Origin of the sequence: uncultured Cardiobacterium sp. (assembly GCF_938028825.1) — a bacterium.
Lineage (GTDB): Bacteria > Pseudomonadota > Gammaproteobacteria > Cardiobacteriales > Cardiobacteriaceae > Cardiobacterium.
Genome location: NZ_CALIZP010000071.1, coordinates 33,353 through 59,977, shown reverse-complemented (window position 1 = coordinate 59,977; position 26,625 = coordinate 33,353). Strand labels below are relative to the sequence as shown.

The 26,625-nt window shown below is 59.8% G+C and carries 25 protein-coding genes, 1 tRNA gene and 1 pseudogene; 12 read left to right on the top strand and 15 right to left on the bottom strand.

What is annotated here, in order from left to right; translation table 11 throughout:
- The first annotated feature begins 39 nt into the window (after positions 1-39).
- Together Q0562_RS10730 and Q0562_RS10725 are read left to right on the top strand one after the other, a co-directional pair.
- Positions 40-3,816 carry a DEAD/DEAH box helicase gene (locus Q0562_RS10730; protein WP_298644254.1) on the top strand — a complete coding sequence of 1,259 codons (3,777 nt, stop codon included), beginning with the start codon at positions 40-42 and terminating at the stop codon, positions 3,814-3,816.
- A gap of 36 nt (positions 3,817-3,852) precedes the next feature.
- Positions 3,853-4,077 carry a hypothetical protein gene (locus Q0562_RS10725; RefSeq protein WP_298644252.1) on the top strand — a complete coding sequence of 75 codons (225 nt, stop codon included), beginning with the start codon at positions 3,853-3,855 and terminating at the stop codon, positions 4,075-4,077.
- A gap of 77 nt (positions 4,078-4,154) precedes the next feature.
- On the opposite strand, the gene Q0562_RS10720 is transcribed toward Q0562_RS10725, so the two are convergent.
- The 6 genes from Q0562_RS10720 to lptD form a co-directional block, all read right to left on the bottom strand.
- On the bottom strand, positions 4,155-4,286 hold the full coding sequence (locus Q0562_RS10720; protein ID WP_298641924.1) for an Arm DNA-binding domain-containing protein: 132 nt from the start codon (positions 4,284-4,286) through the stop codon (positions 4,155-4,157).
- 219 nt (positions 4,287-4,505) lie between these two features.
- A tRNA-Ser gene (locus Q0562_RS10715) sits at positions 4,506-4,595 on the bottom strand.
- A gap of 651 nt (positions 4,596-5,246) precedes the next feature.
- Positions 5,247-5,984 (bottom strand): SDR family NAD(P)-dependent oxidoreductase, encoded by a 738-nt coding sequence (locus Q0562_RS10710; RefSeq protein WP_298644251.1) that lies wholly within the window; start codon positions 5,982-5,984, stop codon positions 5,247-5,249.
- The gene (gene rsmA / locus Q0562_RS10705) at positions 5,981-6,784 is read right to left on the bottom strand and encodes a 16S rRNA (adenine(1518)-N(6)/adenine(1519)-N(6))-dimethyltransferase RsmA (RefSeq protein ID WP_298644250.1); all 804 of its coding nucleotides are present in this window, start codon (positions 6,782-6,784) and stop codon (positions 5,981-5,983) included. Before rsmA ends, Q0562_RS10710 begins: the two co-directional genes overlap by 4 nt.
- A 44-nt stretch (positions 6,785-6,828) precedes the next feature.
- A complete protein-coding gene (locus Q0562_RS10700) occupies positions 6,829-8,124 on the bottom strand; it encodes a peptidylprolyl isomerase (protein ID WP_298644248.1) in 1,296 nt (431 codons plus the stop codon).
- Complete coding sequence (gene lptD, locus Q0562_RS10695; protein WP_298644246.1) at positions 8,121-10,328, bottom strand: LPS assembly protein LptD; 2,208 nt, start codon at positions 10,326-10,328, stop codon at positions 8,121-8,123. The genes Q0562_RS10700 and lptD overlap by 4 nt, the downstream gene beginning before the upstream one ends.
- A gap of 136 nt (positions 10,329-10,464) precedes the next feature.
- On the opposite strand from lptD, the gene purH reads away from it, so the two are divergent.
- Positions 10,465-12,021, top strand: a complete 1,557-nt coding sequence (gene purH / locus Q0562_RS10690; protein ID WP_366144768.1) for a bifunctional phosphoribosylaminoimidazolecarboxamide formyltransferase/IMP cyclohydrolase — start codon at positions 10,465-10,467, stop codon at positions 12,019-12,021.
- 171 nt (positions 12,022-12,192) lie between these two features.
- Here the strand turns inward: purH and Q0562_RS10685 are convergent, their stop codons facing one another.
- The 3 genes from Q0562_RS10685 to Q0562_RS10675 are packed head-to-tail and all read right to left on the bottom strand — an operon-like array spanning position 12,193 to position 16,346.
- Entirely contained in the window at positions 12,193-12,582 is a 390-nt protein-coding gene (locus tag Q0562_RS10685) for a hypothetical protein (protein ID WP_298644244.1), read from the bottom strand.
- A 12-nt stretch (positions 12,583-12,594) separates the two neighbouring features.
- Positions 12,595-15,570, bottom strand: coding sequence for a mechanosensitive ion channel domain-containing protein (locus Q0562_RS10680; RefSeq protein WP_298644241.1), 2,976 nt, complete (start codon positions 15,568-15,570; stop codon positions 12,595-12,597).
- Between the two features lie 2 nt (positions 15,571-15,572).
- A complete protein-coding gene (locus Q0562_RS10675; protein WP_298644240.1) occupies positions 15,573-16,346 on the bottom strand; it encodes an exodeoxyribonuclease III in 774 nt (257 codons plus the stop codon).
- A gap of 27 nt (positions 16,347-16,373) precedes the next feature.
- Between Q0562_RS10675 and pyrE the strand changes: the two genes are divergently transcribed.
- The gene (pyrE, locus tag Q0562_RS10670) at positions 16,374-17,036 is read left to right on the top strand and encodes an orotate phosphoribosyltransferase (RefSeq protein WP_298644346.1); all 663 of its coding nucleotides are present in this window, start codon (positions 16,374-16,376) and stop codon (positions 17,034-17,036) included.
- 96 nt (positions 17,037-17,132) lie between these two features.
- On the opposite strand, the gene gloA is transcribed toward pyrE, so the two are convergent.
- A complete protein-coding gene (gene gloA, locus Q0562_RS10665) occupies positions 17,133-17,645 on the bottom strand; it encodes a lactoylglutathione lyase (RefSeq protein ID WP_298644238.1) in 513 nt (170 codons plus the stop codon).
- A gap of 57 nt (positions 17,646-17,702) precedes the next feature.
- Here gloA and Q0562_RS10660 point away from each other — a divergent pair, with 57 nt between their 5' ends.
- Positions 17,703-18,785, top strand: coding sequence for a metallophosphoesterase (locus Q0562_RS10660; protein ID WP_298644237.1), 1,083 nt, complete (start codon positions 17,703-17,705; stop codon positions 18,783-18,785).
- A gap of 118 nt (positions 18,786-18,903) precedes the next feature.
- Here the strand turns inward: Q0562_RS10660 and Q0562_RS10655 are convergent, their stop codons facing one another.
- The 5 genes from Q0562_RS10655 to Q0562_RS10635 form a co-directional block, all read right to left on the bottom strand.
- Positions 18,904-19,149: a hypothetical protein gene (locus Q0562_RS10655; RefSeq protein WP_298644235.1), complete on the bottom strand. Its 246-nt coding sequence runs from the start codon at positions 19,147-19,149 to the stop codon at positions 18,904-18,906.
- The gene (locus Q0562_RS10650; RefSeq protein WP_298644233.1) at positions 19,146-19,805 is read right to left on the bottom strand and encodes an HAD-IA family hydrolase; all 660 of its coding nucleotides are present in this window, start codon (positions 19,803-19,805) and stop codon (positions 19,146-19,148) included. Before Q0562_RS10650 ends, Q0562_RS10655 begins: the two co-directional genes overlap by 4 nt.
- 99 nt (positions 19,806-19,904) lie before the next feature.
- Complete coding sequence (gene ssb, locus Q0562_RS10645; protein ID WP_298644231.1) at positions 19,905-20,489, bottom strand: single-stranded DNA-binding protein; 585 nt, start codon at positions 20,487-20,489, stop codon at positions 19,905-19,907.
- A gap of 28 nt (positions 20,490-20,517) precedes the next feature.
- Positions 20,518-21,666, bottom strand: a complete 1,149-nt coding sequence (locus Q0562_RS10640; RefSeq protein ID WP_298644228.1) for an MFS transporter — start codon at positions 21,664-21,666, stop codon at positions 20,518-20,520.
- 8 nt (positions 21,667-21,674) lie between these two features.
- Positions 21,675-22,016 (bottom strand): hypothetical protein, encoded by a 342-nt coding sequence (locus Q0562_RS10635; RefSeq protein ID WP_298644227.1) that lies wholly within the window; start codon positions 22,014-22,016, stop codon positions 21,675-21,677.
- Between the two features lie 92 nt (positions 22,017-22,108).
- Here Q0562_RS10635 and Q0562_RS10630 point away from each other — a divergent pair, with 92 nt between their 5' ends.
- The 7 genes and pseudogenes from Q0562_RS10630 to Q0562_RS10600 all read left to right on the top strand — a co-directional run bounded on the left by Q0562_RS10630 (position 22,109) and on the right by Q0562_RS10600 (position 26,563).
- Positions 22,109-22,297 carry a hypothetical protein gene (locus tag Q0562_RS10630; RefSeq protein WP_298644225.1) on the top strand — a complete coding sequence of 63 codons (189 nt, stop codon included), beginning with the start codon at positions 22,109-22,111 and terminating at the stop codon, positions 22,295-22,297.
- Complete coding sequence (locus tag Q0562_RS10625) at positions 22,294-23,076, top strand: TatD family hydrolase (protein ID WP_298644223.1); 783 nt, start codon at positions 22,294-22,296, stop codon at positions 23,074-23,076. The genes Q0562_RS10630 and Q0562_RS10625 overlap by 4 nt, the downstream gene beginning before the upstream one ends.
- Positions 23,077-23,246: 170 nt before the next feature.
- A pseudogene (locus tag Q0562_RS13810) lies at positions 23,247-23,408 on the top strand (recombinase RecA); the annotation flags it as partial.
- A 33-nt stretch (positions 23,409-23,441) separates the two neighbouring features.
- Positions 23,442-24,074: an endonuclease III gene (gene nth / locus Q0562_RS10615; protein ID WP_298644219.1), complete on the top strand. Its 633-nt coding sequence runs from the start codon at positions 23,442-23,444 to the stop codon at positions 24,072-24,074.
- A 201-nt stretch (positions 24,075-24,275) separates the two neighbouring features.
- The gene (locus Q0562_RS10610) at positions 24,276-24,995 is read left to right on the top strand and encodes a DUF6683 family protein (RefSeq protein WP_298644217.1); all 720 of its coding nucleotides are present in this window, start codon (positions 24,276-24,278) and stop codon (positions 24,993-24,995) included.
- A gap of 12 nt (positions 24,996-25,007) precedes the next feature.
- The gene (locus tag Q0562_RS10605) at positions 25,008-25,625 is read left to right on the top strand and encodes a DUF6683 family protein (RefSeq protein WP_298644215.1); all 618 of its coding nucleotides are present in this window, start codon (positions 25,008-25,010) and stop codon (positions 25,623-25,625) included.
- 167 nt (positions 25,626-25,792) lie between these two features.
- Complete coding sequence (locus Q0562_RS10600) at positions 25,793-26,563, top strand: ankyrin repeat domain-containing protein (RefSeq protein WP_298644214.1); 771 nt, start codon at positions 25,793-25,795, stop codon at positions 26,561-26,563.
- The last annotated feature ends 62 nt before the right edge of the window (positions 26,564-26,625 follow it).

Genomic DNA, 26,625 nt, shown 5'->3' with positions numbered 1-26,625 from the left:
ACAGACCCTGATACCCATTCCAGGAAACAGGCTGAGTACGTGGGCAACCCGGACAGGACAGTCATCTCGGATATTTGCCCGGAAACACACCGGTTGCCGCTATATAAATTTTTTTTCAGAAAAATCATGTATCCGCCATACGAAGCGATCAAATTATTTATTTCGAAAAAAGCCGGGCTAAAAAGTATCAAAAAGGCCAGTCAATACACCTCCAAACTGATTGATGAAGACGAAAATACAGCAAGATTCTCTTATCGGGGCTCATATGGAGCAACTTATGAACAGGTCATTACCTTTAACGATAAAAAACCACTATCCGCATCCTGCACCTGCCCTTATGATTATGGCGGTATTTGCAAGCATATCGTCTCCGCATTGCGCCAACTGCAAATCATGTCGGATTATGCCAACGGAGGAGTCGGCATTTTGACCTCACCCACAGTATCAACAAATAACGCCACCGCTTCGCTGCTGCATTATCCACTGGTAACAGATGCTCGCATCGACTTTGCCGCCATCGTGGAAGACTTTCGTTTGCATCATATCGACACGCGTGATGACCGCTGTGCGGTGCATTCCTTTGCGCCCGGTGCATGGGAAATCGCAGTAAACGACTTCTATAACCGGGGAAATAACGGTTGTCATGTCGGGCTGCAAAAAGACAGCACAGGACAAGAAGTCACGTTGACCTGCGACTGTAACAGGAAACAATACAGGCAATACTGTTTCCACCAATTGCAGGCGATTAATTTCGCCCGGAGGTATCTGGGTGACGACTGCCTGAGCGATGATTATCGCGAACGTAAAATTGCCGGATTTCTCAAAGCCTATAACCTGACACTGGAAGATGATTACCAGGCATTCTTTGATTTTACAATGGAGGCTCAGGGATTAAGTGTCAAATGCAAAGTACCTGATCTGTTGCCGGCGGACTTTACGCTTGCCCGCGTCGCAACTGTCCCTGAAAACATGGTTGAAAAGGCGGAAAGAAAATATGGCCCGGCACTGGTCTTTAATATCGATCCGGATAGCGACAGAATTTACGATCTTAACCTGTTGGTTGGCAAATATAATAAAAAAGGCGAACTTGCCACCAATTTTCGTGAGGTCAATCCATACAATTTTGAAGAAGTCCTGCTTGCCGAAGGCTTGCCATCGGAAACCCAAGAAATCTGGGCAATTGTGCGCCGCTTATCCCGCCGCTATGAAGCATTTTTGGCTCAGGGAAAAACGGACGCTGTTGCGGACATTGTTAATCTCTTCAACAAGCTCCTGAACAAATTCCCCGATTTACCCCTGTTTACCCATACGGCGACCAAATATCATATGGGCTATACGCGCAAGAGTCTCATCCCGATGGTTATCGGCTCGGAAAAAGCCGGACTGGAATATCACTTCAAGGATGATGATTTAGTATATCGCATGGAAAGCCGTATCAAAATAGGTAAGAAATCTTATCAACCCAAAATGCTGGAAAAGAGCGTTACCCCGTTCTTTATTTATCGCCAGCCCGAAAGTGTGCTTTATCCTGATGTACAAACGGCATGCGATGTGCTGCGCAGTGTGGCGCAACCCAGCATGGCTGTTATCAAGAAAAATGTCGGCCAATTACAATCCATGATTCTATCGCCCTTGTCCGAGCGTTACGAAATCAAGAGCAAAGACTTTATCGAACACAAGAATCCTTCTGCCGGGGATTTGACTTTTACCCGGCAAGTGTATGTCAGCGAGCAGGATGGTGCCGTGCTGTTCCGTCCCGCCGCACAATATGCCGATCAGTTGATTCCCGTACATAGCCGGGCCTTGCGCCTGCATCTGGATGAGGAGGGCCGCTTTCATCACAATAAACGCAATGAGGAAGCGGAGCGAGAGTTTCTTGATGCTTTTGAAAGTCTGCACCCTGATTTCCAGCATGCACAAGGTGCTTATGTGCTGGCACCTGAGCAATTAATCGAGAATTTCTGGTTTATTGATTTTGCTGCCCGCCTGAAAGAAATGGATATTTCCTTATTGGGAGCGCAAGAGCTGAAATCGTTCCAGTACAATTTGCACAAACCCCATCTGTCTGTTCATGTGGAATCCGGCATTGACTGGTTCGACCTCAATATTGAAATTTCCTACGGCGATCAGGTAGTCAGCCTGAAAGATGTACAAAAAGCCTTTTTGAAGAAGCAAAACTACATTGAACTGAATGACGGCACTATCGGTATGTTGCCGGAAGAATGGGTCAACCGTTTCGCCCATTATTTCAAGGCGGGGGAGATCAAGAAAGACCGTGTGCGCATTTCCAATTTTCAATTCGGCATTATCGACGAACTGTATGAAAGTCTGGAGAACAAGCCGGCGTTTCTGGCGGATCTGTATCAGCGCAAACAGCGCCTGCAACATTTGTCGGCGCAGCCGGATATCAAGCTCGCCAAAGGCCTGAAAGCAACGTTGCGCCCTTATCAGCAATACGGTCTCAACTGGCTGGCCTTCCTGCATGAAAACCGCCTAGGCGGCTGCCTCGCCGATGATATGGGTCTCGGCAAGACCCTGCAAACCATAGCCTTCCTGCACTATCTGAAAACAACACAGAAACCTGACCGCCCCAGTTTGATTGTTGCCCCCACTTCGCTGGTCTTTAACTGGCAGGCTGAAATCATGAAATTTTGCCCCGGATTGAAACTGCTGGATTTTACCGGACAAGGCAGGCAGCAATATATCGAACACTTTGCGGATTATGAGGTGATTCTGGCTACATACGGCACACTGGCGCAAGATATTGAAACTTTGAAGGGATATACCTTTAATTATGTCGTGCTGGATGAAAGTCAGGCTATCAAGAATCCGCAATCGCAACGCTATAAAGCTGTGCGCTTGCTGCAAGCCTATAACCGCCTGATTTTGACCGGCACACCGATTGAGAACAATACGTTTGACCTTTATGCCCAGTTTAATTTCCTCAATCCCGGATTACTCGGCAGCAATGCCCATTTCAAGAAAGAGTTTTCTAATGCAGTAGATAAAAACAAGGATACTGCCGCCGCTGCATTGCTGGCCAAAATTGTTAATCCGTTTATCTTGCGTCGTACCAAGGAACAGGTCGCTACCGAACTACCGCCCAAGACGGAAAGCGTGATTTATTGCGAAATGGATAAGGCACAGCGTAAGGTCTATGAAACGGTGAAAAAAGAATACCGCGATTATCTGCTCAGCAAAATCAGCGAGAACGGCATCAATAAATCGCAGATGTATATTCTGGAAGGTCTGACCCGCCTGCGCCAGATTTGCAACAGCCCTGCCCTGCTGGATGATGCCGATTATGGCGATGAATCAGTGAAACTTGATACGCTTTTGGAAAATATCAAGGAAAAAACGGGGAATCATAAAATCCTGATTTTTTCCAGTTTCGTGAAAATGCTGGCATTGATTGAAGCCCGCTTGCAGGAAGAGCAGATTCCTTATGAATATCTCGATGGGCAAACGCGCGACCGGCAAGCGCGGGTGGACAGTTTTCAGGGCAACGACGAGATACGCGTTTTCCTCATCAGCACCAAAGCGGGCGGCACCGGTTTGAACCTGACGGAAGCAGATTATGTCTTTATTGTGGATCCGTGGTGGAATCCGGCAGTTGAGAATCAGGCGATTGATCGCAGCCACCGCATCGGGCAAAACAAGCACGTCATGGCTTACCGCATGATTTGTCGTGACAGCATTGAGGAAAAAATCCTCGCTTTGCAGGAAAGGAAACGCGGCATCGCCGAAAGCATCATCAGCGTGGATGACGAGAAAAAATCTTTTGATCTGGATGAAGTCAAAAGTCTGTTTGCCTAGGGTTCGTTGGCAAAATATTTTTAACAACATCATGTGATGATGAATGAAGAGATGCCAAGTGAGCAAAGATGGTTGTTTCGCGCGCTGCGCACCGTTTTCGGGGCAGACAAGGCCGCCCTGCCGGTCTGGATGGCGAAGGCGAAAACGGCACTGATGCGCTGTTTGACGCGGGTTCTGGTCTCGGGTCTGTCGGCGAGGCGGTTCAGGATGCCGACGATAGCAGGCGGCGGTATCCCGCTGACGGTTTTGTTGCCGATATAGTCGTTTCAAATAGGATTGAGACAAGGCGGCGAGCCGGAGACAGTACAGATAGTACGGCGAGGCGAGCCAACACCGTATCATTTCTGTTTGAAACGACTATATTTGCCGCCGCGCGGGGTGATGAACAGATGCAGTCCGCCGCCGTCAAACAGCTTGTAGGGGCGTTCGCCCGCCGGGGCATTCTTGATGGTTTTTTCGGTCAGTCGCACGGGGCGGGAAGTCAGGGGTTCGGCGGGATTGTAACCAGCGGAAATGAACCCCAAAAGAACCCCGTTTTTTCAAAAAAGGGATTAAACGAACGTGAAACTTGACAAACGCAATTAAGCGATAATTCTTTATTAAAGTTTGTTTATCAAGGATTTTTCCTCGAAGCGTTGAACGAATACGGACGAAAAAAAACACCATGAAACATGGCGTTTTTGCGTGGTTGGCGGAGAGACAGGGATTCGAACCCTGGGAGGGCGTGAACCCTCGTCGGTTTTCAAGACCGGTGCATTAAACCACTCTGCCATCTCTCCGCAAATGAAAGACAGATAATACTTGATTTCTTATTCAAGCACAATACCGACTCAACTTATACCGTTCCTCTGTACCCGACAATATTTGTTATCGCTTCTGCTTCATGGGTATTTGTCGTGATTTTTCCCTTCCGCCATCGGGCATGTCCGGGCTTCCGCAAGCGGAAAAGTGCTTTATAGCCAAAGCGTCAAACAACAGTAGCGACAAGAAAAAGCAGGACAGGCCAGCCCGTAAAAATGTTTTTTAAGGCGGGTTGATGTCCGTCCTACGTCATTATCTTTTTTCAGCGATTCGACTATATGTCGTGCAATTGTTCGGATTTGCGGGATCTTTTGTCGTATGTGAAGGTCGAGCCTAGGGAATAAAGCGGTCTTTGTATGGTGGGTTTCGGCCCGTTATTGTTTGTTGTCCGGTATTAATCGCGAAGGTTCCCGGAAAGTGGGCAGGAATTATCCGGCACAGGTGTATAGTTAAACATCTAAAAAATCGTAACGGTGTTGCGCCGCCTTGTCTCATTCCCATTGGAAACGACTATATGGCAGATGTTTTTGGACGAGGGCGCGGAACTTTCGCGGTATTTTTCAATCCGGACGTTATTTGCCAAAACCATTCGTCTATTGCGCGTACCGGCAGGGGCTTGCGCGTTGGCGTCATAGCGGCAGTTCGATGTTGCGGATGTCGGCGATGGGTTCTGTGCCGAATTGTTCGCTCAGGCAGTAGGCGAGGATTTTCAGCGCGGTGTCGTTGGCGTTTTGCAGGCCGCCGTCGGCGTGGATTTTGGCGAAGTGCCCGCGCAGCGGGAAGTTGGGGTCGCGGCGCATGGTTTCCTGCATGGCGGTATCGACGGTGCCGGGGGCGAGGCTGATGATGCGCACACCGTGCTCTTCGTTGGCGGCACTCGCCGCGTGGCGGTCAAGCGCTGCTTTGCCCGCGCCGTAGATGCTCCAGCCGGGGTAGGCTTTGCGTCCCGCACCGCTGCCGATGTGGACGATGTTGACGGCGTCGGGGCGGCGTGCTTCGCTGACGGCGGCATTGCTGAGCAGGAAGGGGGCGGTGATGTTGAGGTTGACGGCGAGCACGATTTGTTCGTCGTCCTGGGCACCGAGCGGGGCGGAGGGGGCGACGGTGCCGGCGTTGTTGAAGAGCCACAGGCGTTCGGCCTCTGCACAGAAGTGACGGAAGGGGGTGCTGTGGATGAGGGCGAGGACGGCGACGGGGTTGGCGAGGTCGCAGGGGATTTCTTGCAGGGTGTGCGGGTAGGTGGCGGCCAGGGCGGGGTTGTTGCCGCGCGCGATGCCAAGGACGCGGGCGTCGCATTGCAGCCAGGCGGCGGCAAGCGCCGCACCGAGGCCGTGGCTGTGGCCGGTGATGATGACGGTTTCGCTCATGGGTGTTGTTCCTTGTGGTAATGGGCGTTGGCAAGGCGGGCGTAGGCCGCGCCGTCGAGGGTTTCGGGGCGCGCGGTCGGGTCAATGCCGAGTGCTTCGAGTTCGGCCACGCTGAACCAGGCGGCGAAGGTGTGGCGCAGCATTTTGCGCCGCTGGTTGAAGGCGCGGCTGACGGTTGCGGCAAATGCCGCTGTGTCGTCGATTACCCAAGCGGGGGTGGTGCGCGGCACGAGGCGGATGATGGCGCTATCGACCTTCGGCGGCGGCGCGAAGGCGGCGGGCGGGATGGTGAAGAGGGCGGTGGTGTCGCACCACAGTTGTGCCATCAGGCTGAGGCGGCCGTAGTCTTTACCACCCGGCGCGGCGGTAATGCGGTCAACGACTTCTTTTTGCAGCATGAAGTGCATGTCGGCGATGCGCGCGCGTTGCGCGAGACAGTGGAAGAGGATGGGCGAGCTGAGGTTGTAGGGCAGGTTGCCGACGAGCCGCCAGCGGGCGGGATAGGGCGGGATGTCGGCAAGGTTGATGTCGAGGATGTCGGCATGGATGAGGTGCAATGCGCCGAGCGGCGCGGCGCGGGCGGTAAGCGGGGCGATGAGGCGGCTGTCGTATTCGACGGCGGTAAGGCGGCCGGTTGCGCGCAGGAGCGGCAGGGTGAGCGCGCCGGGGCCGGGGCCGATTTCGAGCAGGGCGTCGTCCGGCTGCGGGCGGATGGCGGCGATGAGGCGGTCAATAACGCTGTCATCGCGCAGGAAGTGCTGGCCGAGGCGTTTGTCGGCGCGGATGGGATGGTTGTTCATGGGCGGCGGTATGTGGAAGTCCCCGTCTGAGCGGGGAGAGCGGATTAGCGGATGTCAACGTAGGCTTCGCGGCGCAGGGCTTGCAGGCGTTGTTGCCAGGCTTCTTCGATGGCTTTGCTGTACAGGCCCTGTTTGATTTGCTGGCGCATCATGTCTTCGCTTTTGTCGCTCTGGCGGTGGCCGCGCACGAGCAGGATGTGGTAGCCGTAGGGGGTGCGGATGGGTTTGCTGATGCCGCCGTCGGGGAGTTTGGCGATGGCCTGTGCGAGTTCGCTGCCGAGTGATTCGCCACTCACCCAACCAAGATCGCCGCCTTTGGCCGCGCTCTGGCCGTCTTCGGAGTAGCGGCGGGCGAGGGCGGCGAAGTCCGCGCCGCCTTGCAGTTCGCGGTAGATGGCGTCAATGCGGTTTTTTTGGGTGGCGTCGTCGCGGCCATCGTTGGTGCGCAGCAGGATGTGCGACACATCGGCTTCGTTCAGGGTGTAATTTTCGCCGGCATTGTGTTTAGCAACGACTTTGAGGAAGTGCATACCGTCGTCATCCACTACCGGGCTTTCGACGGTGTCGCCCGCGCCGAGTTTGGCCAGCGCGCGTGCAAAGCGGGGCGGGATGGTGGCGAGGTTGAGGTTGCCCAGGTCGTTGAAACGGGCACCGCTGACGCGGGCGGCAGCCTGGCCAAGGTTCTGGCCGTTTTCTTGCAGGGCGCGCGCGACTTCGCGGATTTTTTCGTCCACGGCAGCCGCACGAGTCTTGGCGTCGCCAGCAGGCAGCGGGATGAGCAGATCCTGGATGTGCATGGTGCTGCCCTGTTCGCGCGCAAGTTTGGCGAGGTAGTCGTCCACTTGCTGGTCGCTGATGGTAATGTCTGCGCCGACCATGCCTTCTTTCATCTGGTCCTGGGCGAGGGTTTTGCGGATTTGTGCGCGGAAGGCCTCGCGGTCAAGTCCGGTGTCTTTTTGTGCCTGGGCGTAGAGGGCTTTTTCACTGAGACGGTTGCGGTTGGCGATTTGCGCGATGGCAGCGTTTACTTCTTCGTCGCTGATGTCGAGGCCGACGCGTTTTTCGATCTGGCTGAGGATGTGGTTCATGATGACGCGTTCGAGCAGTTGTTTTTGCAGGGCGGCCTCGGGGATGTCTAGGCCCTTGGGGACGCTGCGCCGCTCGGCTTCAATTTCTTGCGCGAGCTGGCGGCGGGTGATGGCTTCGTCGTTGACGACGAGACCGATTTCGTCGATGGGTTGGCTTTGTGGTGGGGCACCTGCCGGGCCGAAATTGAGGTTTTGCGCGCTGCTGCTGTTGGCGATGGCCAGGGCGGCGGCGAGGGCGAGGGTGTGTTTCATAGTTCTTTTTCCTCCGGGAGGGGGGTGAAGCCGTGGATTTGGTCTTTGAGCATCCGTCCTGAGCGGTTGCCCATGTTGCCGAGTCCTTTCAGGACGAATTCGAGGTAGATGGCGTCGTGGGTTTTGCTGTCTGTCGGGTGGTCGCGGTAGCGTCTGCCGGCGAGGCGCCACGCCCAGCAGCAGTCGTTGTATTCGAGGCCGATGATGTTGTTGAAGAGGCGGTGGTGGGTGTTGGAGTAGTCCTGGCGGTAGAAGGTGCGCCATTGGGGGTTGATGCGCCACACGGCGGCGAGGGTGGTCTGGTTATAGTCGCCGCGTGTGTAGTGGTGGCTGAGGTTCACGAAGCGGTCGTTGTCGAGGCGGTAGTCGAGGCTCAGCACGTCGCGTTCGTTTTTGTGTTTTTGGGTGTCCCAGAAGCCGAGGCCGTAGAGCCGCCAGTGGTTGTCGATTTGATACAGCCCTTCGCCGACGAGGACGGATCTGCCCTGTTTGTCCACGCGGTTGTCGTTGAGCTGGACGCGGCGGTCGCGGAAGTACTGGATTTGCCCCAGCGAGAGGCGCATTTTTTCTTGTCCGTCGCGGTCGCGGTAGAAGCTGCTGCTGACGGCGGTGGTGAGCTGATTGGCATCGCCGATGCGGTCGGTACCGACGAAGCGGTTGCGGGCGAAGAGCCAGTTCCAGGAGAGGCTGCGTTCGTCGGTGTCGAAGTCGGGGATGTCGCTTTGGTCTTTGTAGGGGGTGTAGAGGTAGTAGAGGCGCGGTTCGAGGGTTTGCGTCCAGCCTTCGCCACGCCAGTGGATGTCGCGCTCGAAGTTGAGTTTGCCGTCGATGGAGAGGGTTGGCAGGGCGCGGGTGGTGTGTGTTCTGGCGAGGGTCTGTTTGTCTTTGCGGCTGCCGAAGTCGTAGTAGGCGAGGTTCGCACTGGCTTTGGGTTCGAGGTAGCCGTAGGGGGCTTCGAGGCGGTAGGCGACGGCGGCGTCGCCGCTCAGGCGGTTGGCGCTGCCGAGGTGGTCTTTGTGGAAGCGCACGGCTTCGGCGTTGAAATCGTAGCGCCAGTTGCCGTGTTGCAGGGTGTTGTTGTAGGTAAGCTGCGGCAGGCGGGCGTAGGGTTTGTCCGTTTCGCTGACGTTGCTGTCGATGCGCTGGTATTTTTGTCCGCGCAGCATGAGGTTGCCGTAGCGGGTGTCGCCGTAGAGGGTGGCGTGGCTTTCGAGGTACCAGTCGTCGTAGAGGGTGAAGTCGGTGCTGAGGTCGTCAGCGTAGTCCACGTCGGAGACGCGCTGTTGCAAAAGGTCGGTGTGCCATGCGTCGTTGAAGCGGTATTGGTGGGTGGCGCGCCAGCTCCAGCGGTTTTCGCCGGTTTGCCGGTCGTGCGGCAGCAGGCTGGCGTAGAGGGTGCCTTCCTGTTTTTTGCCGAGGAAGCGGTATTCGCCGTCAATCATGACGCCGCGCTTGGTCATGGGGCGCAGGGTGAAGGTGGCGTCCTGATCCGGCGCGATGTTCCAGTAGTAGGGGATGCTGACTTCAAAGCCGCGCTCTTCGCTGCTGCCGAGCGAGGGGATGAGGAAGCCGCTCTGCCGCGCCGAGGTGATGGGGAAGGAGAAGTAGGGCAGGTAGAAGATCGGGATTTTGCCGATGCGCAGGGTCATGTCGCGGGCGACGCCGCGCTCGCGGTTGTGATCGAGCATGAGGGTGCGGGCGCGCAGGTGCCAGGCGGGGTGCAGGCGGGTGCAGGTGGTCCAGGTAACGTTGTCGAAGTCGTCGCGGTTGTTTTTGCGGTCGAGGCGGGCGTTTTGCGCGGAGCCGACGGCGGCCTGCTGTTTGCCCCGGATGTAGTATTCGGCTTCTGCGAAGGTGGCGGTTTCGGCTTCGCTGTCGTAGCGGCCTTTGCTGCCTTCGACGGCGGCCTGGCTGTTGGAGAGGATGCCGCCGCGTTCGAGGTCGGCTTTGCCTTCTTCGTGGCGGTAGGTGAGTTCGGGGGCGAAGAGGTGTTTGTCGCCCTGGTGCATTTCCACGGAGCCGGCGAAATCGGCGCGGGTGTAGTCGCCTGCGGAGTTGTCGGCGTGGACGTGCACCTGTTTGTCGTTGGGGTCGCCGCCCAGTTCGGTGAAGACGGCAAGCGGGTCGGCGACGCATTGCAGGGCATGCACCGGCAGGAAGAAAAACAGCAGGGCGGGCAGGCAGAGGATTCGGAAGGGCGACACGCGGGGCCTTTAATCGTTAACGGTGTGGAATGGCGGCATTTTAACAAAGCGCGTTTGCTTTGGGCTGCCCTGTTGCCCGCTATGGGCTTTTGGTAGGATACGGCGCTTTCAGTTACGGGAGATTCATATGACTGTCATCGTGCCGCGTCGCGCCCTTATCAGCGTATCCGACAAAAGCGGCGTGGCCGAGTTTGCCACGCGACTCGCCGCCTGCGGGGTGGAAATCCTCTCGACCGGCGGCACGGCGCAGGCGCTGCGCGAGGCGGGGCTGGCCGTCAAGGACGTGAGCGAGCATACCGGTTTCCCGGAAATGATGGCGGGGCGGGTGAAGACCCTGCATCCCGCCATTCACGGCGGCATTCTCGGCCGGCGCGGGCTGGACGAAGCGGTGATGCTCGAACACGGCATTGCGCCGATCGACCTCGTCATCGTCAACCTCTACCCCTTCCGCGAAACCGTGGACAAGCCCGACGTGACCCTGGACGACGCCGTGGAAAACATCGACATCGGCGGCCCGGCGCTGGTGCGCGCGGCGGCGAAGAATTACACCTCGGTCGGCGTTGTCGTCAGCCCCGCCGACTACCCCGAAGTCATCACCGCCATCGAGCGCGGCGCCTTCGACCTGCCACTGCGCAGCCGCCTGATGGCCAAAGCCTTCGACCACACCGCCGACTATGACCGCGCCATCGCCAACCACTTCGCGCGCGAGTTCGGCGTCGGCGACGGCGACACCTTCCCCACCCACTTCCACGCCGACTACCAGCTGCACAGTACCCTGCGCTACGGCGAAAACCCGCACCAGCGCGCCGCCTTCTACACCCCGCGCAAACCTGCCGGGGCGACGCTGGCCACCGCCAGACAAATCCAGGGCAAGGCGCTGTCCTACAACAACCTCGCCGACGCCGACACCGCGCTGCAAACCGTCATCAGCTTCCAGGAACAGCCCGCCTGCGTCATCGTCAAACACGCCAATCCCTGCGGCGCGGCATTGGGCGAGAACGTCCTCGCCGCCTACAACGCCGCGCACCGCTGTGACGCCACCTCCGCCTTCGGCGGCATCATCGCCTTCAACCGGGGGCTGGACGGCGAAACCGCGCGCGAAATCATCAGCCGCCAGTTCGTCGAAGTGCTGCTCGCCCCCGCTTACGACGACGACGCCCTGCACGTGCTGGCGCAAAAACCCAACATCCGCGTCCTCGAAATCAAAAGCGAAGGCCACAAAGAACGCGACTGGCAGCTCACCAGCCTGCACGGCGGCCTGCTCGTGCAAGAATGGGACAAAGGCACCCTCAGCCGCGCCGACCTGCACATCGTTACCGCGCGCGAACCTAGCCACGAAGAACTGCGCGACCTGCTCTTCGCCTGGCAAATCGTCAAAGCCGTCAAATCGAACGCCATCGTGCTGGCGCGCGACGGCGCGACCATCGGCATCGGCGCGGGGCAGACCAGCCGCGTTTTCGCCTCGCAAATCGCCGTGCTCAAAGCCGAAAGCGAAGGGCTCGACCCGCACGGCAGCGTGCTGGCGAGCGATGCCTTCTTCCCCTTCCGCGACGGCGTGGATGCCGCCGCCAAAGCGGGAGTGCGCGCCATCATCCAGCCGGGCGGCTCCGTGCGCGACAGCGAAGTCATCGCCGCCGCTGATGCACACGACATCGCCATGCTCTTCACCGGCATCCGCCACTTCCGGCACTGAACGCGGCAGAAACTAAAAGCGGGCGCAAGCCCGCTTTTTGCATTGACGGCACGCGGAAGCCGTATCTGCCCCGCTTGGCGGGAGTGCCATCCCGGTCCCAAGAAATGGGGGCTGTTGTTCATCCGCGTGTGGCGGCGGCTTTGCGCCCGTATCCGCTCTGCGCGCCGGGGGTCAGCGGATGCCTGCAAGCCACGCGGTGGCGGCGGCTTGCAGCGCTGTCAGCAGCAGGAGCTGTTTGCACAGGCGCGCGGCACCGTGGCAGCTGGCGGCAAGCGGGGCGGTGTGGCGCTTGCGGCGCAGGTGCAGTACCGCCAGTGCCGCGTCGAACGCCGCCGTGCCCGCACCGTACGCCGCCCAGCGGCGGAAGATGGCGGCATCGAAGGCGATGCGCCAGTGCAGCCATGCGCTGGTAAGCAGCAGGGTGGTCCATAGCAGCACGGCCGGGATGCCGTCTGCCCGCCAGGCGGCAACGGCGACGAGGAGCAGGTTGTATGGCAGCAGTCTGCCGCTGGCGGCGAGCAGGTCGGCGGTGGTGCGCAGCAGGATGGTGTCCGGGGGCATGGCGGTTCTCTGCTACGCCGGTTTGCGTGGCGCGGGCAGGTGCGCAGGCTGGTCGGTTTCCAGCGGGTAGTAGTTGTCGCGTTTCGGGTAGGCGATGTCGATGCCGTGTATGCGGCAGGTCTGCCACAGCCGTTCGATAACGAGGTGGCGGCTGGTCAGGCGGTGGTGGTTTTGCATGTGGACGTGGTATTGCACGCGGTAGGTGATGCCCCGGTCGGAGTAGTCGTAGGCAAAGACGCCGTAGTCGTGTTCGTTGCTGTCCACGATGTGTCCTTCTTCGGCAAGTTCGCGCAGGGTCGCCAGCAGGAGTTGGCGGGTGTGTTCGGGGTCGTGGCGGTAGCCGAGGTCGAGGTAGAGCACGGTGCGGGTGATGGGGTCCTGGTGCGACCAGTTTTTGAAGGCGCTGGTGACGAAGTCGGAGTTCGGCAGGATGACGCTTTCGTTGTCGAAGGTGGTGATGGTCAGTGAGCGCATGCCGATGCGTTCGACGGTGCCTTCGTAGTTGCCGACGGTGATGATGTCGCCGTTGCGCAGCGGGCGTTCGATGAGTAGGAGGATACCGCTGATGAAGTTGTTGGCGATGGTCTGCATGCCGAAACCGATTCCAACACCGAGCGCACCGGCGAAGACGGTGAAGGCGGTGAGGTCGATGCCGATGACGCGCAGCGCCAGGAAGAAGCCGAGGGTGACGGCGGCGTACTGGCTGAAGACAGCGAGGCTGTTGCGGATGCCGAGGTCGGCGATTTTGCCGTAGATCCAGCGGTAGCTGAGGGATTTTATCCAGCCGCCGATGCGGTAGATGATGTAGATGAGGATGCCCATCAGCAGGATGTTGAGCAGGGTGAGGTGGCTGTCGTTTTTGGCGATGGGGGTGTTGAGCAGGGTCAGGGTTTCCTGGATGACGGGGGTGTGTTCGTTCCAGCCGTAGCTGTATTGCAGGAGTCGCAGGAGCAGGATGAGGCTGGCGTAGGTGAGGATGGTGTTCGCCGGGTTGATGATGTCTTGCGCCCAGAAGACGCCGTTTGTGGTGTGGCGCAGGGCGTAGTGTTTGGCGCGGCGGGCGCTGTCTTTGAGCAGCGCGGTGAAGGCGATCCACAGGCTGGCGTAGAGGACGAAGATGAGGAGGTGGCGGGCGATGTTCCAGGCGAGGTTGAGGTAGCCGAGGGTACCGACGATGCCGAAGGCGGCGACGCCGAGCGGGATGGTGCGGATGAGCAGGCGCAGGCTGCGGTAGCTGGGCTGGTCGCGGTAGTAGCCGTTCATGTGGGCGATGCTGCGGCTGGTGGCGCGCCAGATGGGCACGGCGGCGAGGAGGTTGTAGAGGGCGAAGATCCAGCGGTAGGTGTCGGTGATGACTTGCTCGTCCAGTATCCATTCGGCCATGCAGACGAGGCCGTAGAGCAGGCTGCCGACGGCGGCGTAGATGATGGTGGGGCGGATGATGCGCTGTTTTTCCGGGGCGGCGATGAGTTCGGTATGGATGAGGTTGCGCGCGGCGTAGTAGGGGATGGTGTTGAAGAGCAGAAGCGCCGGGATGAGGGCGAGCATGTCGGAGGCGGGCGCGGTGATGCCGCTGGTGCGGATGGTGATGTGGATGATGCTGTAAGCGGTGAGGTAGGGCAGGTTGTTTTTCAGCATTTTGCTGAGGAAGTAGAGCAGGCGCGCCGGGAAGGTGAGGCGTTTTTGTCCGGCGTAGCGGCGGATGGCGCGGTTCATCAGGTTGATGATGGCGATGGTGGCGGCGATAAAGCCGATAGCGGCGCTGGCGATGGTGAGCCATTTGAGGGTGGGCAGGGTGCGCAGGCTGTGGTAGAGGGTTTCGACGGCGACGATGTATTGGCCGAGGAAGGCGCCCGCGCTTTTGAGGAAGGCGGCGCCGTGCTGCGCCAGGGCGGCGGGGTCGCCACCGAAGCGGTATTGCTGGGTGAGTTGGGCTTTGGCGAGCTGGCTGTATTGGCGGTCGGCGATGTCGCGGCTGGTTTTGAGGCTGAGGGTGTTGTTATTGATGAGGGTTTTGAGTTGCTGGTATTGGTTGTTAACGGCTTGTTGGCGGGTTTTGTTGGCATCCAGCGGGGTGCCGCGCTGGCGGGTGTAGAGTTCGTTCTGCTGGCTGATGAGGTGCTGGTCGTTGTCGATTTGCGGGGTAAGGGCATCAAGGCGGGCTTGTGCGGCGGCGAGTTCGGCGCGGATGCGGTCGATGCGTTCGAGCGAGAGGCTGGTGAGGTCTGCATACTGGATTTCTTGCAGGCGGGCTTCCTGGGCAAGCAGTTCGTTTTCGATCTGGGTGTAATAGATTTGGGTGTTGATGAGGGCGAGTTCGTTGTTGTGGTCAAGACGCGTGTTGCGGTCGGGTTTGTTGTGGTCGAGGCGATCGTTGAGTTCCTGGCGGCGGGCTTGCAGTTGGGTGAGGCGGTCGCTGTGGGTCTGGTCGGCAGTGGTCTGGCGGGTTTCGAGGTAGCGTTCGTTGTAGCGCTGGTAGCGGGCTTCGAGCAGGGCTTTCTGGCGGTTGCCGATGGTTTCGGTCTGGGCGAGGATGTGTTTTTGTCGTTGCAGCAGTTGCAGGTGGCGCTGGCTGAGGGCGAGTTGTTCGCGGGTCTGCGCGCTGTGGCCGTCGTCGCTGTCGAGCAGCGGGTTGGATTGTTTTTGCAAGAGGGCAGAGAGGGCGTCGCTGCGTTTGCGCGCGGTTTCGATCTCTTGGTTGACGGTGTTCTGCGTGTTAGTGAGGGTGGTGAGGTCGCTTTGTGTTTGTTCGAGGGCGACGCGGATAGCGGCGAGGTTGTTTTCGCTGATGGTGGCGGGCAGGCTGTCTTCGTCGAGTCCGTCCAGGTCACGCAGCCAGTCACGGTTGCGGGCTTCGTTGGCATTGATGGCTTGTTCGAGCTGGTCAAGCTGGGCGGCACTGGGGGCGTTGCCGGCGTTATCGAGGCCTTGCGCGCGGATGAGGGTGGCAGCGAGGGTGAGGAACAGGACGAGGATGAAACGGCGCATGGTCAGGCGAGGTCGAGGTAGGTGATGGTCAGCGGGGCGTGATCGGAAAAGGGCTCGGCGGTGTAGATGCTGGCGCTTTCTACCAGGTCAGCAAGGTTGGCGCTGATGATGTGGTAGTCAATGCGCCAGCCGACGTTGTTGGCGCGGGCGTTGCCACGCTGGCTCCACCAGGTGTACTGGTGTTCTTCGTTGTTGACAAGGCGGAAGGCATCGCGGTAGTCGCCGGCGAAGAGATCGGTCAGCCATTGGCGTTCTTGTGGCAGGAAGCCGCTGTTTTTCAGGTTGCCTTTCCAGTTTTTCAGGTCTTTTTCGGTGTGGGCGATGTTGATGTCGCCGCAGAGGATGAGGCGCTCGCCCGCCTGCGCCCGTGCTTGCAGCCACGGCGCGAATTTGGCCATGAAGGCTTCTTTTTTCTGCTGGCGTTCGTCGCCGCTGGTGCCGGAATGCATGTAAAGGCTGATGATGCTGTGCGTGGGGTACACCGCTTCGAGGTAGCGCCCTTCACAATCGATTTCCGCCCAGCCGATGCCGTGGCGAACCGTCTGCGGTGGGTGTTTCAGGTACAATGCGACGCCGCTGTATCCCTTCTTTTCGGCGTCGTGATAGTAATTGTGCGCGAGCGGGTAGTACATGGGGTCGTCCTTGAGCTGGTTTTCCTGCGCTTTGGTTTCCTGAATGCAGACGGCATCGGCGTCCTGTTCGGCCAGCCAGCGGAAGAATCCCTTGCGCGCCGCCGAACGGATGCCGTTGGCATTGAAGGTTATGATTTTATACATGTTTTTTAGGCTTTGAGGTGCTAGATGCTGGCAGTATATCAAAAAAGATTTTTAGCCTCGGCGCTTGCCGCTGAGGCATTGCGCTTCGGTGAATTTACCCTGAAATCGGGGCGGCAAAGCCCGTATTTCTTCAACGCGGGCGCGTTTTGCGACGGCGAGGCGCTCACCGTGTTAGCGCAGGCTTATGCAGCGGCCATCCTGCACCTGCGGGAAGAAGGGATAACTTTCGACGTGCTCTACGGCCCGGCGTATAAAGGCATCCCGCTGGTAGCGGCGGTGGCAGTGGTACTCTTCGCCGAACACGGCCTGTCGCTGCCGTGGGCGTTCAACCGTAAGGAAGCGAAAGATCACGGCGAGGGCGGTTCGCTCGTTGGCGCACCGCTTGCCGGTAAACGGGTGTTGATTCTGGATGATGTTTTGACCGCCGGCACTGCCATCCGCGAATCGCTCGCTGTCTTGCGCGCTGCCCAAGCACAACCCGTGGCGGTCATCGTCGCTCTTGACCGTCAGGAAACGGTGGACGGCGGCGGCTCGGCTCTGTCGCGTCTCGCGCAAGATGAAAACCTCACGGCGACATCCGTCGTCACCCTCGACGACTTGCTGCAATTTGTCGGCAACGATCCGCGCCTCACCGCTTACCTGCCCGCGATGCAGGAGTACCGGCGGCGGTACGGGGTTGCGGGGCGGTAGGCGGGGAAGAAGCGCCGATATGACGGCAGCGCCCGCGCGAGGACAGGCAGATTGGGAAGAAATGAAAAACCACCGCAAGCGGTGGTTTTTCTTTGGTCAGCCCTTGATGATTTCCACCCAGTAGCCGTCCGGGTCTTTGAGGAAGGCGATGTCGTGCATCGTCCCTTCTTCCGGGCGTTTCTGGTAGTGGACATGGTTGGCGTCGAACCAGCGGATGGCGGCGTCGAAGTCCGGCACGCTGATGCAGATGTGCCCGTAGCCGCGCGGTTCGTTGTTGCCGTTGTGGTAGTGAAAGGCGGGATCGGCTTCCGTGCCCCAGTTGTGGGTGAGTTCGAGGACGCCGCTTTGCCGCGCAATCCAGCGGCGGCGTTCGGTTTCGTCGGCGGGGATGGTCTCGCCGTCGCGCGGCATGACGAGGAAGTAGAGGCTGAACTTGCCACCCGCGTAGTCGCTTTTGCGTACCAGGGTCATGCCGAGGATGCGGGTGTAGAAGTCCAGCGATTTGGCCGGGTCTTTCACGCGCAGCATGGTGTGGTTGTAGGTGAAGCCTTGGGTGGCCGGGTCGTGCGCGTGGCAGGCGCCGTCGGCGTGAATGGGGGTGAAGGTCATGGTTGTCTCCGTGGTTTCGCGTATGATGGCGCGCCATTTTAGCAAGAGGATTTGTCTATGCCGCGCTGGTTTTTTGTCGTGCTGGTTTTTGGCGTGATGCAACTGCTGCTGTGGGTGTTCGCCCGCTCGCTGCGTTTTCTCCTGCGCGACCGCCCCCGCCGCCTGACGTTGGCGGTGTTCCTCTGCGGCGACGGGCTGCTGCTCGCGGCGATGACCCGCCTCGTCCCCGCACTTTTTATCGTCCATGCCTGGGTGATGGCGCTGCTGTGGCTGTGGTTCATGGTGGCGGTTGCCGCCTATCCGCTCTACCGCCTGATAAAGGTCTTCCACCCGCAGCGGGCGGCACTATTTTTTCGCGCGTTCCTGCCGACGGGTTTCGTCGCGCTCTTCGCCTGGGGCTTCTTTAACGCCAATGCGACGGTGGTGCGCCACTATCAAATCACCCTGCCGAAGGCGATGGTGCCGCTGCGCGTCGGTGTCGCCGCCGACATCCACCTCGGCAGCCATTTCTTCTACGGCGCGCGCGAACTGGACCGCCTCGCCGCGCTGATGACGCAGGAAGAGGTGGACATTATCCTCCTGCCGGGCGACGTAATTAACGACAACACCGCCGCTTTCCGCGCCGAGAACATGCAAGCGCATTTGCAGGCGCTGCGCGCGCCGCTCGGCGTCTATGCCACCCTCGGCAACCACGAGTTCTACGGCGACGTCACGGAAAACGCGCAGGCACTGCGCGACAGCGGCGTGCATCTCTTGCGTGATGAAACAGTGGTCGTCGCCGACCGCCTGGTGCTGGCCGGCCGCGATGACGATATGCACGAAGACCGCCCGCCGCTTGCTGCCCTGCTCGACGGGGTGCGCCGCGACCTGCCCATCATCGTCCTCGACCACCGCCCCGGCGATATTGCCGCCAATGTGCAGACGGCGATGGATATGCAGGTGTCCGGGCACACCCACAACGGGCAGATTTTCCCCGCCAATTTCATTGCGGATGCGGTGTACCGCCTCGCTTACGGGCATGAAAAGATTGCAGGAAAGGACGTCTTCGTCTCCTCCGGCTACGGCTTTTGGGGCGTGCCGCTGCGCCTCGGCTCGCGTTCGGAAATTCTCGTGATAGATTTGAGGGGAACAGATGATTAAAAACTTGTTATCCGGATTGTTGTATGTATAATACACGCCATCAGGAAGATACATAGGTACCGGCTCGCAAGGATGCAAGCTCTTTTTTTGCCTATTTTCCACGAAAACATAGGGAAATTCACCCAAAACAATACCAAGCCGCTTGGGGAAACAGCGTAACAAAAAGACTTTCGCGCTTATGCCCTGTCGCACCCGCACCACTGCCGGCATCATGCACATCTATGGTCTGCTTGCGAAGCCCTTGACCTGATGGGTCCGCTCGAATTGCCGCATGGCTTGCTGGACGGGCCGAGGGAGCGGGGATGCCCACCGGTTTGTTGACGACACCGAGGTGTTCGTCCTGGCAGAGGATGGTGAGGGTCATGCGCTGAGGATGCGTTGCAGGGCGGCGACGCTGTCGGCGAGATAGTCGGGGGCGGCGGCGCGCAGGGCGGCGGCGCCATGTGCGCCCCAAGTGACGGCGCAGGTGCGGATGCCGGCGGCTTGTCCCATGCGGATGTCGCCTGTCGCGTCGCCGACGGTGATGACGGCTTCGGGTGCGCCGTGGTAACCGAGGGCGGCAAGGGCGACGCGGACGCTGTCAGGATGCGGTTTGTAGTGCGTCACCTGGTCCGAGCCGATGCAGGCGTCGATGTAGCCGTCAATGCCGAGCCGGGCGCTGTTGTCGCGCAGGCGGGCAATCCGTTTGCTGCTGACGATGGCGAGGGTTTTGTGCTGCGCTTTGAGGGTGGCGAGCAGGGCGGGGATGCCGGGGAAGAGGCGGATGTGGTCGGCAGTGTAGTCGCCGTAATAGCGGCGGAAGTCTGCCAGCAACGCGGCGTAGGCGGCGTCACTCAGCGCTGCCGCGCCGAGGCTGCGGAAAGCGGTTTCAATGGGGATGCCCATGCTATGCACGATGGCAGCGGCATCCGGCACGGGCAGGTGGTGCGCGGCGAAGGCGGCCCGGGTGGCGAGGATGCTGCATTGGGCGCTGTCGGCAAGGGTGCCGTCGAAGTCGAAGAGGATGATGCGGTAGGTCATGGTTGAGGCAGTGTTTGGTGCGTTTGATGAGCCCGGTAGTCACGCCGCCCGGCGGGCGCGCAGTAAAAAACCGCGCCGGGCGCGGTTTTGGGGAAAGGCTCAGAAGGGGATGTCGTCGTCGAAGGTGTCTTGGTCGATCGCCGGACCGCCGATGCCGCCGCCGTCGTTTTGCGGCGGGACGGGTCTGTTCGGCATGGGGTTGCGCGGACTGCTGCCGCCGTCGTAGTCGGGATAGCCGTCGTGCCCGTCGTCCGGATTGCCGCTGCCACGGTTGGCGTGGTTGTAACCACCCTGACCGCTGCCACGGTTGCCATAATCCTGTCCCTGGCCGCCCCAGTCGCCGCCGCTGTTGCGGCTGTCCAGCATTTGCATCTGGTCGGCGATGATTTCGGTGGTGTAGCGGGTTTGTCCGCTCTGATCGGTCCATTTGCGGGTTTGCAGTTTGCCTTCGATATAGATTTTGCTGCCTTTTTTGCAGTACTGGCCGATGATTTCCGCCAGTTTGCGGAAGGCGACGACGCGGTGCCATTCGGTTTTTTCGCGTTTTTCGCCGGTGTTGCGGTCGGTCCAGTTTTCCGAGGTGGCGATGGAGATGTTTGCCATTGCGTCGCCGCTCGGCATGTAGCGCATGTCCGGGTCGTTGCCGAGGTTTCCGATGATGATGACTTTGTTGACGCCTGCCATTTATGTGTCCTGTTGGGTTAATTGTTAATCAAGTATTGCCGTGTTTTGCGGCGCGTAGTGTAGTGGTTTTGCCGATTTTCAGCAAAAGGAGCGCGGCGCAGGCGCAGGCGGTGACCAGCGGCAGGAGGACGGTCGCCGGCGGCAGGTCGTGCCACAGGCGGCCCGCCACCGCGCCGCCGCAGAAGCTGCCGAGGAATTGCGCGCTGGAATAGAAGCCCATCGCCCGCCCGCGTGCCTCCGCCGAGGCAATGTGCGCCACCCAGTGCGGCAGGCCGGTTTCGAGGCGGTAGAAGGCGATGAAGTAAACGCTGAGGGCGAAGAGCAGCCACCACAGGCCAAACGGCATGGCGAGCAGGCCGGTGCCGACGGCAAGCAGCAGGTAGCTGATGCCGAAGTTGAGCGGGTGCGGCGTCGCCTTGACGCGCATGAAGCAGAGGGCGACGAGATTCGCGGGCAGGTACAGCCACCAGTGGTTCGCTTTGGCGATGCCCGCTTCCACCAAAAGCGGCGGCAGGACGAGGAAGGTGGCGGTGAAGACGGCGTGCAGGAAGAAGATGGATGCCGCCGCTTGCGCCAGTTGCCGCTTGTCGTAACCGCCCCCGGCGGCAGGCGCGGCCCGGCGGGCGGCGACGGGCGGCAGGCGCAGGCCGGCGACGAGGGCGAGGCCTGCAATCAGCGCAATCAGGTAAAAGAGTCCGGCGACGCCAATCCAGGCGGCAACCAGCGGTCCGATAATCAGCGACAGCACGAAGGCCATGCCGATGCTGCCGCCGAGGATGGCCATCACTTTGCCGAGTTTTTCGCCGGGGGTGATGTCGGTCGCATAGGCCAAGGTAACGGCGGCAATCGCGCCCATGCCCTGCACTGCGCGGGCGGCAATCATCATGGTGATGGTCGTCGCCGTCGCCGCGAGCAGGCTGCCTGAGACGAACAAAAGCAATCCTGCGGCAATGACCGGCTTGCGCCCGAAACGGTCGGACAGCCAACCGCAGGGCAGTTGCAGCAAGCCCTGGCTGAGGCCGTAAATGCCGAGCGCGACACCGACCAGCGTCTTGTTTGCGCCGGCAAGCTCGCTGGCGTAGAGGGAAAAGACGGGGAAGACCATAAACAGCCCCAACATCCGGGACACATAAATCCCCGTGAGAATCGCGATACCGCGCTGCCAGGAAGTAGCCATCGTCATCCTCACGCTAGCAACGCGCGCAGTATGGCGGTAAACGCCTTGCGCCCGGCCTCGCCCTGTAACCACGGCAGCAGCTCGCCATCGGCATAGCAGGCGAAGGTCAATACATCGCCCTCGCCCTGCACCAGCAGGCGCACCTGCCCGGCATCATCGACAAACAGCGCCTCGGCACAATCACCACCGCCCGCAAGCGTATCCAGCATCGCCTGCATATCGTGCAGACAATCATGGCGCGCCGTATCCGCCGTAAAGCGGTATTCGCCAAAGCCGTACACCAGCAAAAACGACAATAAATCACCCTCGCGCGCGACCAGCGACAGAGCAAGAGGCCGGGAAAAATTCATAAAATGCTGCCCTACGGGCGAAACGTCCACAAACGGCATGGGAACCCCCAATCAGATACAATGAAAGCCCCATTTTACAGAGGAAATACCGTATGGACTGGAATCAAATCGGATTGATCGCCATGGCTGCTGCCGTCATCTTCATCGCTTACCGCATGGTCGCCAGCGGCGGCTACCGCGCCCTGATGGAACGCTCGCGCAACGCGCCGCAGCACTGGGGCACCTTTGCCATCATCATCCTCTGCGTCATCGCCTTCGTTTACCTGCTGATACGCCTGTGAAGCTTATCGACATCGGCTGTAACCTCGCCAGCAAACGCCTCTTGCCGCATCTCGACCGCATCCTTGCCGAAGCGCAAGAGGCAGGCGTCATCGCGCAGATCATCACCGGCAGCGACGCCGCCAGCAACCAGACCGCGCTCGAACTCGCCAACCGCCACAGCGAACTCTACGCCACCGCCGGTTACCACCCGCACCATGCCGACGACTGGCACGCCCCCGCGCACCGCCTGCTCCTGCAAACCCTCGCCCGCGAAACGCGCTGCGTTGCCGTCGGCGAAATGGGGCTGGACTACCACCGCAACCTCGCGCGGCGCGACAACCAGCGCCGCTGCTTCACCGACCAGCTCGCCATCGCCAAAACCGTACAAAAACCCGTCTTCCTGCACGAACGCGCCGCCTACGCCGACTTCACCGCCATCCTCGGCGACGCCCTGCCCGAACTCGCCGGTGCCGTCTGGCACTGCTTCACCGGCACACGCGCACAAATGGAAGCGATGACAGAGCGCGGCCTCTACATCGGCATCACCGGCTGGATCTGCGATCCCGAACGTGGTGCCGAACTGCGCGACACCGTGTGCCACATCCCCGCCGACCGCCTCATGCTCGAAACCGACGCGCCCTACCTCACCCCGAAAACCCTCAACCCCCTGCCGCGCGTCAACGAACCGCGCTACCTGCCGGCAGTCCTGCACGAAGTCGCACGCTGCCGCGACGAAGACCCCGCCGCCCTTGCCGCGCAAACCCTGGCCAACACCCGCCGCTTCTTCGGAGTCTCCTGATGCCCTTCACCCCAGCACAAGAAAAAAGCCTGCTCGCCGAAAAGGAAATCGGCAAAACCATCATCCAACGCCTCATACCAATCCCAGAAAATAATCTGGCTGTGTTGGTAAACATACTGTCTGCGGCGCGCCGCCTTGCCAGCTTAATTTCTGGAATTGGTATCACAAATGGGCTGGACGACATTCCCGCCCTCGCGGAAGCCGACGTGGACGACATCCTCGCCCACGGTGCCTACCTCACCGGCAGCACCTGCTGGCGAAACAGCCCGCAAGCCCGCGCCGCCATCACGACTGCCATCGCTTGGGCGCAGCGGCAAAAAGTGCGCGGTTGACCCGCCTGACGCCATACCACTCACGAGCACACCATGACCCCCGCTGCTATCGCCGAATGCTTCCGCCGCTTCAAAGCCGAAAATCCGCAGCCGACCACCGAACTCGAATACAGCAGCACCTTCGAGCTGCTCATCGCCGTCATCCTCTCCGCGCAGGCGACCGACAAAGGCGTGAACAAAGCCACGCGCCGCCTCTTCCCTGTCGCCAACACCGCCGCCGCCATCCTCGCCCTCGGCGAAGACGGCTTGAAGGACTACATCAAAACCATCGGCCTCTACAACAGCAAAGCGGCGAACATCCTCAAAACCTGCCGTATCCTCGTTGACGACTACCACGGCGAAGTCCCTGCCGACCGTGCCGCACTGGAAAAACTGCCCGGCGTCGGGCGTAAAACCGCCAACGTCATCCTCAATACCGCCTACCGCCAACCCGTGATGGCGGTGGATACCCACATCTTCCGCGTCGCCAACCGCACCGGCATCGCGCCGGGCAAAAACGTGCGCGCCGTCGAAGACGGCCTGATGCGGCGCGTCCCGCCCGAATACCTGCTGGATGCGCACCACTGGCTCATCCTGCACGGCCGCTATGTCTGCGTGGCGCGCAAACCGCGCTGCACTGCCTGCCTCATCTCCGACCTCTGCGACAACCCGCAGTTTGCCGACTGACGCGGCGATACCCCGCTTGCGGGGGCAGCCGCCGCCATTACCAAGTGCTTACCCGGCGCTCCGGGTTTGACAATACCTTGATAACAAACAGAATAGCGGCACTACCATCACCGGCATGTCCAGAGTACGCCTCCTGCAAAATCCGTATAATCCGCCTATTGCCCTGTAACGCAACATTCCCCCAACCTGCGGAGAACCCTCATGAAGAAAATCATCCTCGGCTTCGTCGCTCTGCCTATGCTCGCGCTGGCCCAGTACGACTATGTCCCGCCTTTCATTCCCGATTTCAACGTGCAATCTACCATGGCTTTGTCCGGCGCCGCCTATGCCGCCATGGATGATGACTATGATGATGAAGGGGACACAGCCACCGGTTCCGCGAAGGAAACAAAAAAAGCCGCCGCTGCAAAGCCCGTTGACCTCACCATCACGGCCGGCGCCGATGATGTGGATCGCGTTGCGGGCGAACTCGCCGCCCTCTACCCCGCCGCCGGGCAGGCTGCCGCGCAAGAGATGTACAAGCAGCTCTTTGCCTACTACGAAGACGACAGCGACAACCGCCGCACCATGGGCGGCGCGCTCGGCACCTTCCTCTATGGCAGCTATGTCGCCTATCACGATCTACCGCTCAACGACGAAGCCGCCTTCAACCGCGATTACAACAGCATCGTCGCTCACTTTGATGACGCCATGCGCGCACATCCCGCCACATTTGCGGCCATCCCCGCCCAATACCGCAAAGACGCCTATGTGCAGATGGTGATGCTCGGCATGCAGATGATTGCCGGCACCAAACACTATCAGGACAACGGCACTACCGACGCGCAGTTACAGGCTGCCGCCAAACGCAATCTGGAAAGCATCCTTAAAGTCCCCGCTGATCAGGTGAAAGTCAGCGACGGACGGATGCGTATCCGCTAACGGAGAAACCCCATGAAAAAACAAGTTTTTACCCTCGCCATCCTCGCCACCCCGCTTGTTGCCAATGCGGATAACGAAGCCGTCGGCACCCCGCTCACTGCGCCGCCGGAGATTGCCGCCGTCTTCGCCGGTACTGCGCGGACAGCCGAAGCCTACGATGTCAGCCCGGCAGAACTGGACCGCGCCATTGCCGCCTTCACCAACGGTATGCCGGGTGACGGTGCGCAATGGGCCGTTGCGCTGAAAAAGAGCTTCACCGCCTTCGAAGCCAATCATCCGCATACTTTTGGTGCGGCACTCGGTGCCTTCCTTTTCAACAATTACCTCGTCTATCACGACTTGCCGCTGGATGACGCCGCAGATGCCGGTATGAAAAGCGTCATCGCCCAGTACGACCGCCTTGTGCGCGAACATCCGGAGGACTATGCCGCCGCCGATAAAGAGAAATACATCAATATGATCATGGCAGGTTCCTATGCCGCGATGGTGCTGCACGGTCACCATCAGGACAAAAGCCTCGCAGGACAGTACGCCTTCCTGAAAAGTGCCGCCGGGTCCGCCCTCGAAAACTACTTCAAGGTCCCCGTTGACCGCGTTGTCCTCGAAAACGGTCAACTGATTGCCCGCTGACCGTTCCCCCTTTCTCCCTTTGGCGAAAGGGGACAATTGGAATACGCATGAAGCTGCCTTGGCTCCACCCTTCCGGTTTGGACGCCCTGCGGAAAATACCGAAGGCAGCGCTTTTGACATCATCAATGCCTCGCCTCGCACCGACCTTTGTCCATCAAGGAAACCCCATGAAAAGACCCTTGCTCATCCTCGCCCTCCTTGCCGCCCCGCTTGCTGCAACGGCAGATAACGAAGCTGTCGGCACCCCGCTCACTGCCCCGCCGGAGATTGCCGCCGTCCTCGCCCGCCCCGTGAATCCCGCCCCCAAAGCCGAAGCATCCGCGCAGGATCAGGCGCTGTTTACTGCCGCCAAAGCGGGCGACAGCGCGCGCTGCCGCGAACTCATCAAGCAGGGCGCAAATCCGAACGCCATCCACAAAGAACTGTCCTTGCTGGACTGGGCGATCAAAGAAGGCAACAAACGTGCGGTAACCACCCTGCTGGAAGTTGGCGCCGACCCCAACTACCTCGGCGATAAACGCGATACGGCGGTGCACTTCGGTGCCATCGTCCCTGACCCGTGGTATCTGCAAACCCTGTTGGCACACGGCGGCGACCCGAACGCACGTAACAGACTCGGCGAAACCCCGCTCTTTCGCGCCATCGGCTGGGGGGAAACCAGCAAAAACATCGACCTGCTGCTCAAAGCCGGGGCAGACATCCACGCCAAGGCGAAAGACGGCCGTACCCTGCTGCACCAGGCCGCGGTTATCCACGCGCATGACGACCTGTGGCGCTTCCTGCAAATGGGCGTTGACCCGCGCGCCAAAGACAGCCGGGGCTATACCTTCCAGCGCAGCTTCTTTGGTCGCCCGCACGACGAAAAAACCGGTAAAAAAATACGCACCTGGCTGGAAAAAAACGGTATCCCTGTCGAGAGCAAAGCGAACTGGAAATAAAATAATGCCGTACCCGCCCGCTTGATAACCCGACCCTGCCGCTTAACGGTTAAGCCGCCTTT

Coding starts and splice junctions, on each gene's coding strand:
- Q0562_RS10725 (WP_298644252.1), top strand. CDS start 3,853: ATGATGAATGAAGAGATGCCAAGTGAGCAAAGATGGTTGTTTCGCGCG.
- Q0562_RS10710 (WP_298644251.1), bottom strand. CDS start 5,984: ATGAGCGAAACCGTCATCATCACCGGCCACAGCCACGGCCTCGGTGCG.
- rsmA (WP_298644250.1), bottom strand. CDS start 6,784: ATGAACAACCATCCCATCCGCGCCGACAAACGCCTCGGCCAGCACTTC.
- Q0562_RS10700 (WP_298644248.1), bottom strand. CDS start 8,124: ATGAAACACACCCTCGCCCTCGCCGCCGCCCTGGCCATCGCCAACAGC.
- Q0562_RS10685 (WP_298644244.1), bottom strand. CDS start 12,582: ATGCCCCCGGACACCATCCTGCTGCGCACCACCGCCGACCTGCTCGCC.
- Q0562_RS10680 (WP_298644241.1), bottom strand. CDS start 15,570: ATGCGCCGTTTCATCCTCGTCCTGTTCCTCACCCTCGCTGCCACCCTC.
- Q0562_RS10675 (WP_298644240.1), bottom strand. CDS start 16,346: ATGTATAAAATCATAACCTTCAATGCCAACGGCATCCGTTCGGCGGCG.
- gloA (WP_298644238.1), bottom strand. CDS start 17,645: ATGACCTTCACCCCCATTCACGCCGACGGCGCCTGCCACGCGCACGAC.
- Q0562_RS10660 (WP_298644237.1), top strand. CDS start 17,703: ATGCCGCGCTGGTTTTTTGTCGTGCTGGTTTTTGGCGTGATGCAACTG.
- Q0562_RS10655 (WP_298644235.1), bottom strand. CDS start 19,149: ATGACCCTCACCATCCTCTGCCAGGACGAACACCTCGGTGTCGTCAAC.
- Q0562_RS10650 (WP_298644233.1), bottom strand. CDS start 19,805: ATGACCTACCGCATCATCCTCTTCGACTTCGACGGCACCCTTGCCGAC.
- ssb (WP_298644231.1), bottom strand. CDS start 20,489: ATGGCAGGCGTCAACAAAGTCATCATCATCGGAAACCTCGGCAACGAC.
- Q0562_RS10640 (WP_298644228.1), bottom strand. CDS start 21,666: ATGGCTACTTCCTGGCAGCGCGGTATCGCGATTCTCACGGGGATTTAT.
- Q0562_RS10635 (WP_298644227.1), bottom strand. CDS start 22,016: ATGAATTTTTCCCGGCCTCTTGCTCTGTCGCTGGTCGCGCGCGAGGGT.
- Q0562_RS10630 (WP_298644225.1), top strand. CDS start 22,109: ATGGACTGGAATCAAATCGGATTGATCGCCATGGCTGCTGCCGTCATC.
- nth (WP_298644219.1), top strand. CDS start 23,442: ATGACCCCCGCTGCTATCGCCGAATGCTTCCGCCGCTTCAAAGCCGAA.
- Q0562_RS10610 (WP_298644217.1), top strand. CDS start 24,276: ATGAAGAAAATCATCCTCGGCTTCGTCGCTCTGCCTATGCTCGCGCTG.
- Q0562_RS10605 (WP_298644215.1), top strand. CDS start 25,008: ATGAAAAAACAAGTTTTTACCCTCGCCATCCTCGCCACCCCGCTTGTT.
- Q0562_RS10600 (WP_298644214.1), top strand. CDS start 25,793: ATGAAAAGACCCTTGCTCATCCTCGCCCTCCTTGCCGCCCCGCTTGCT.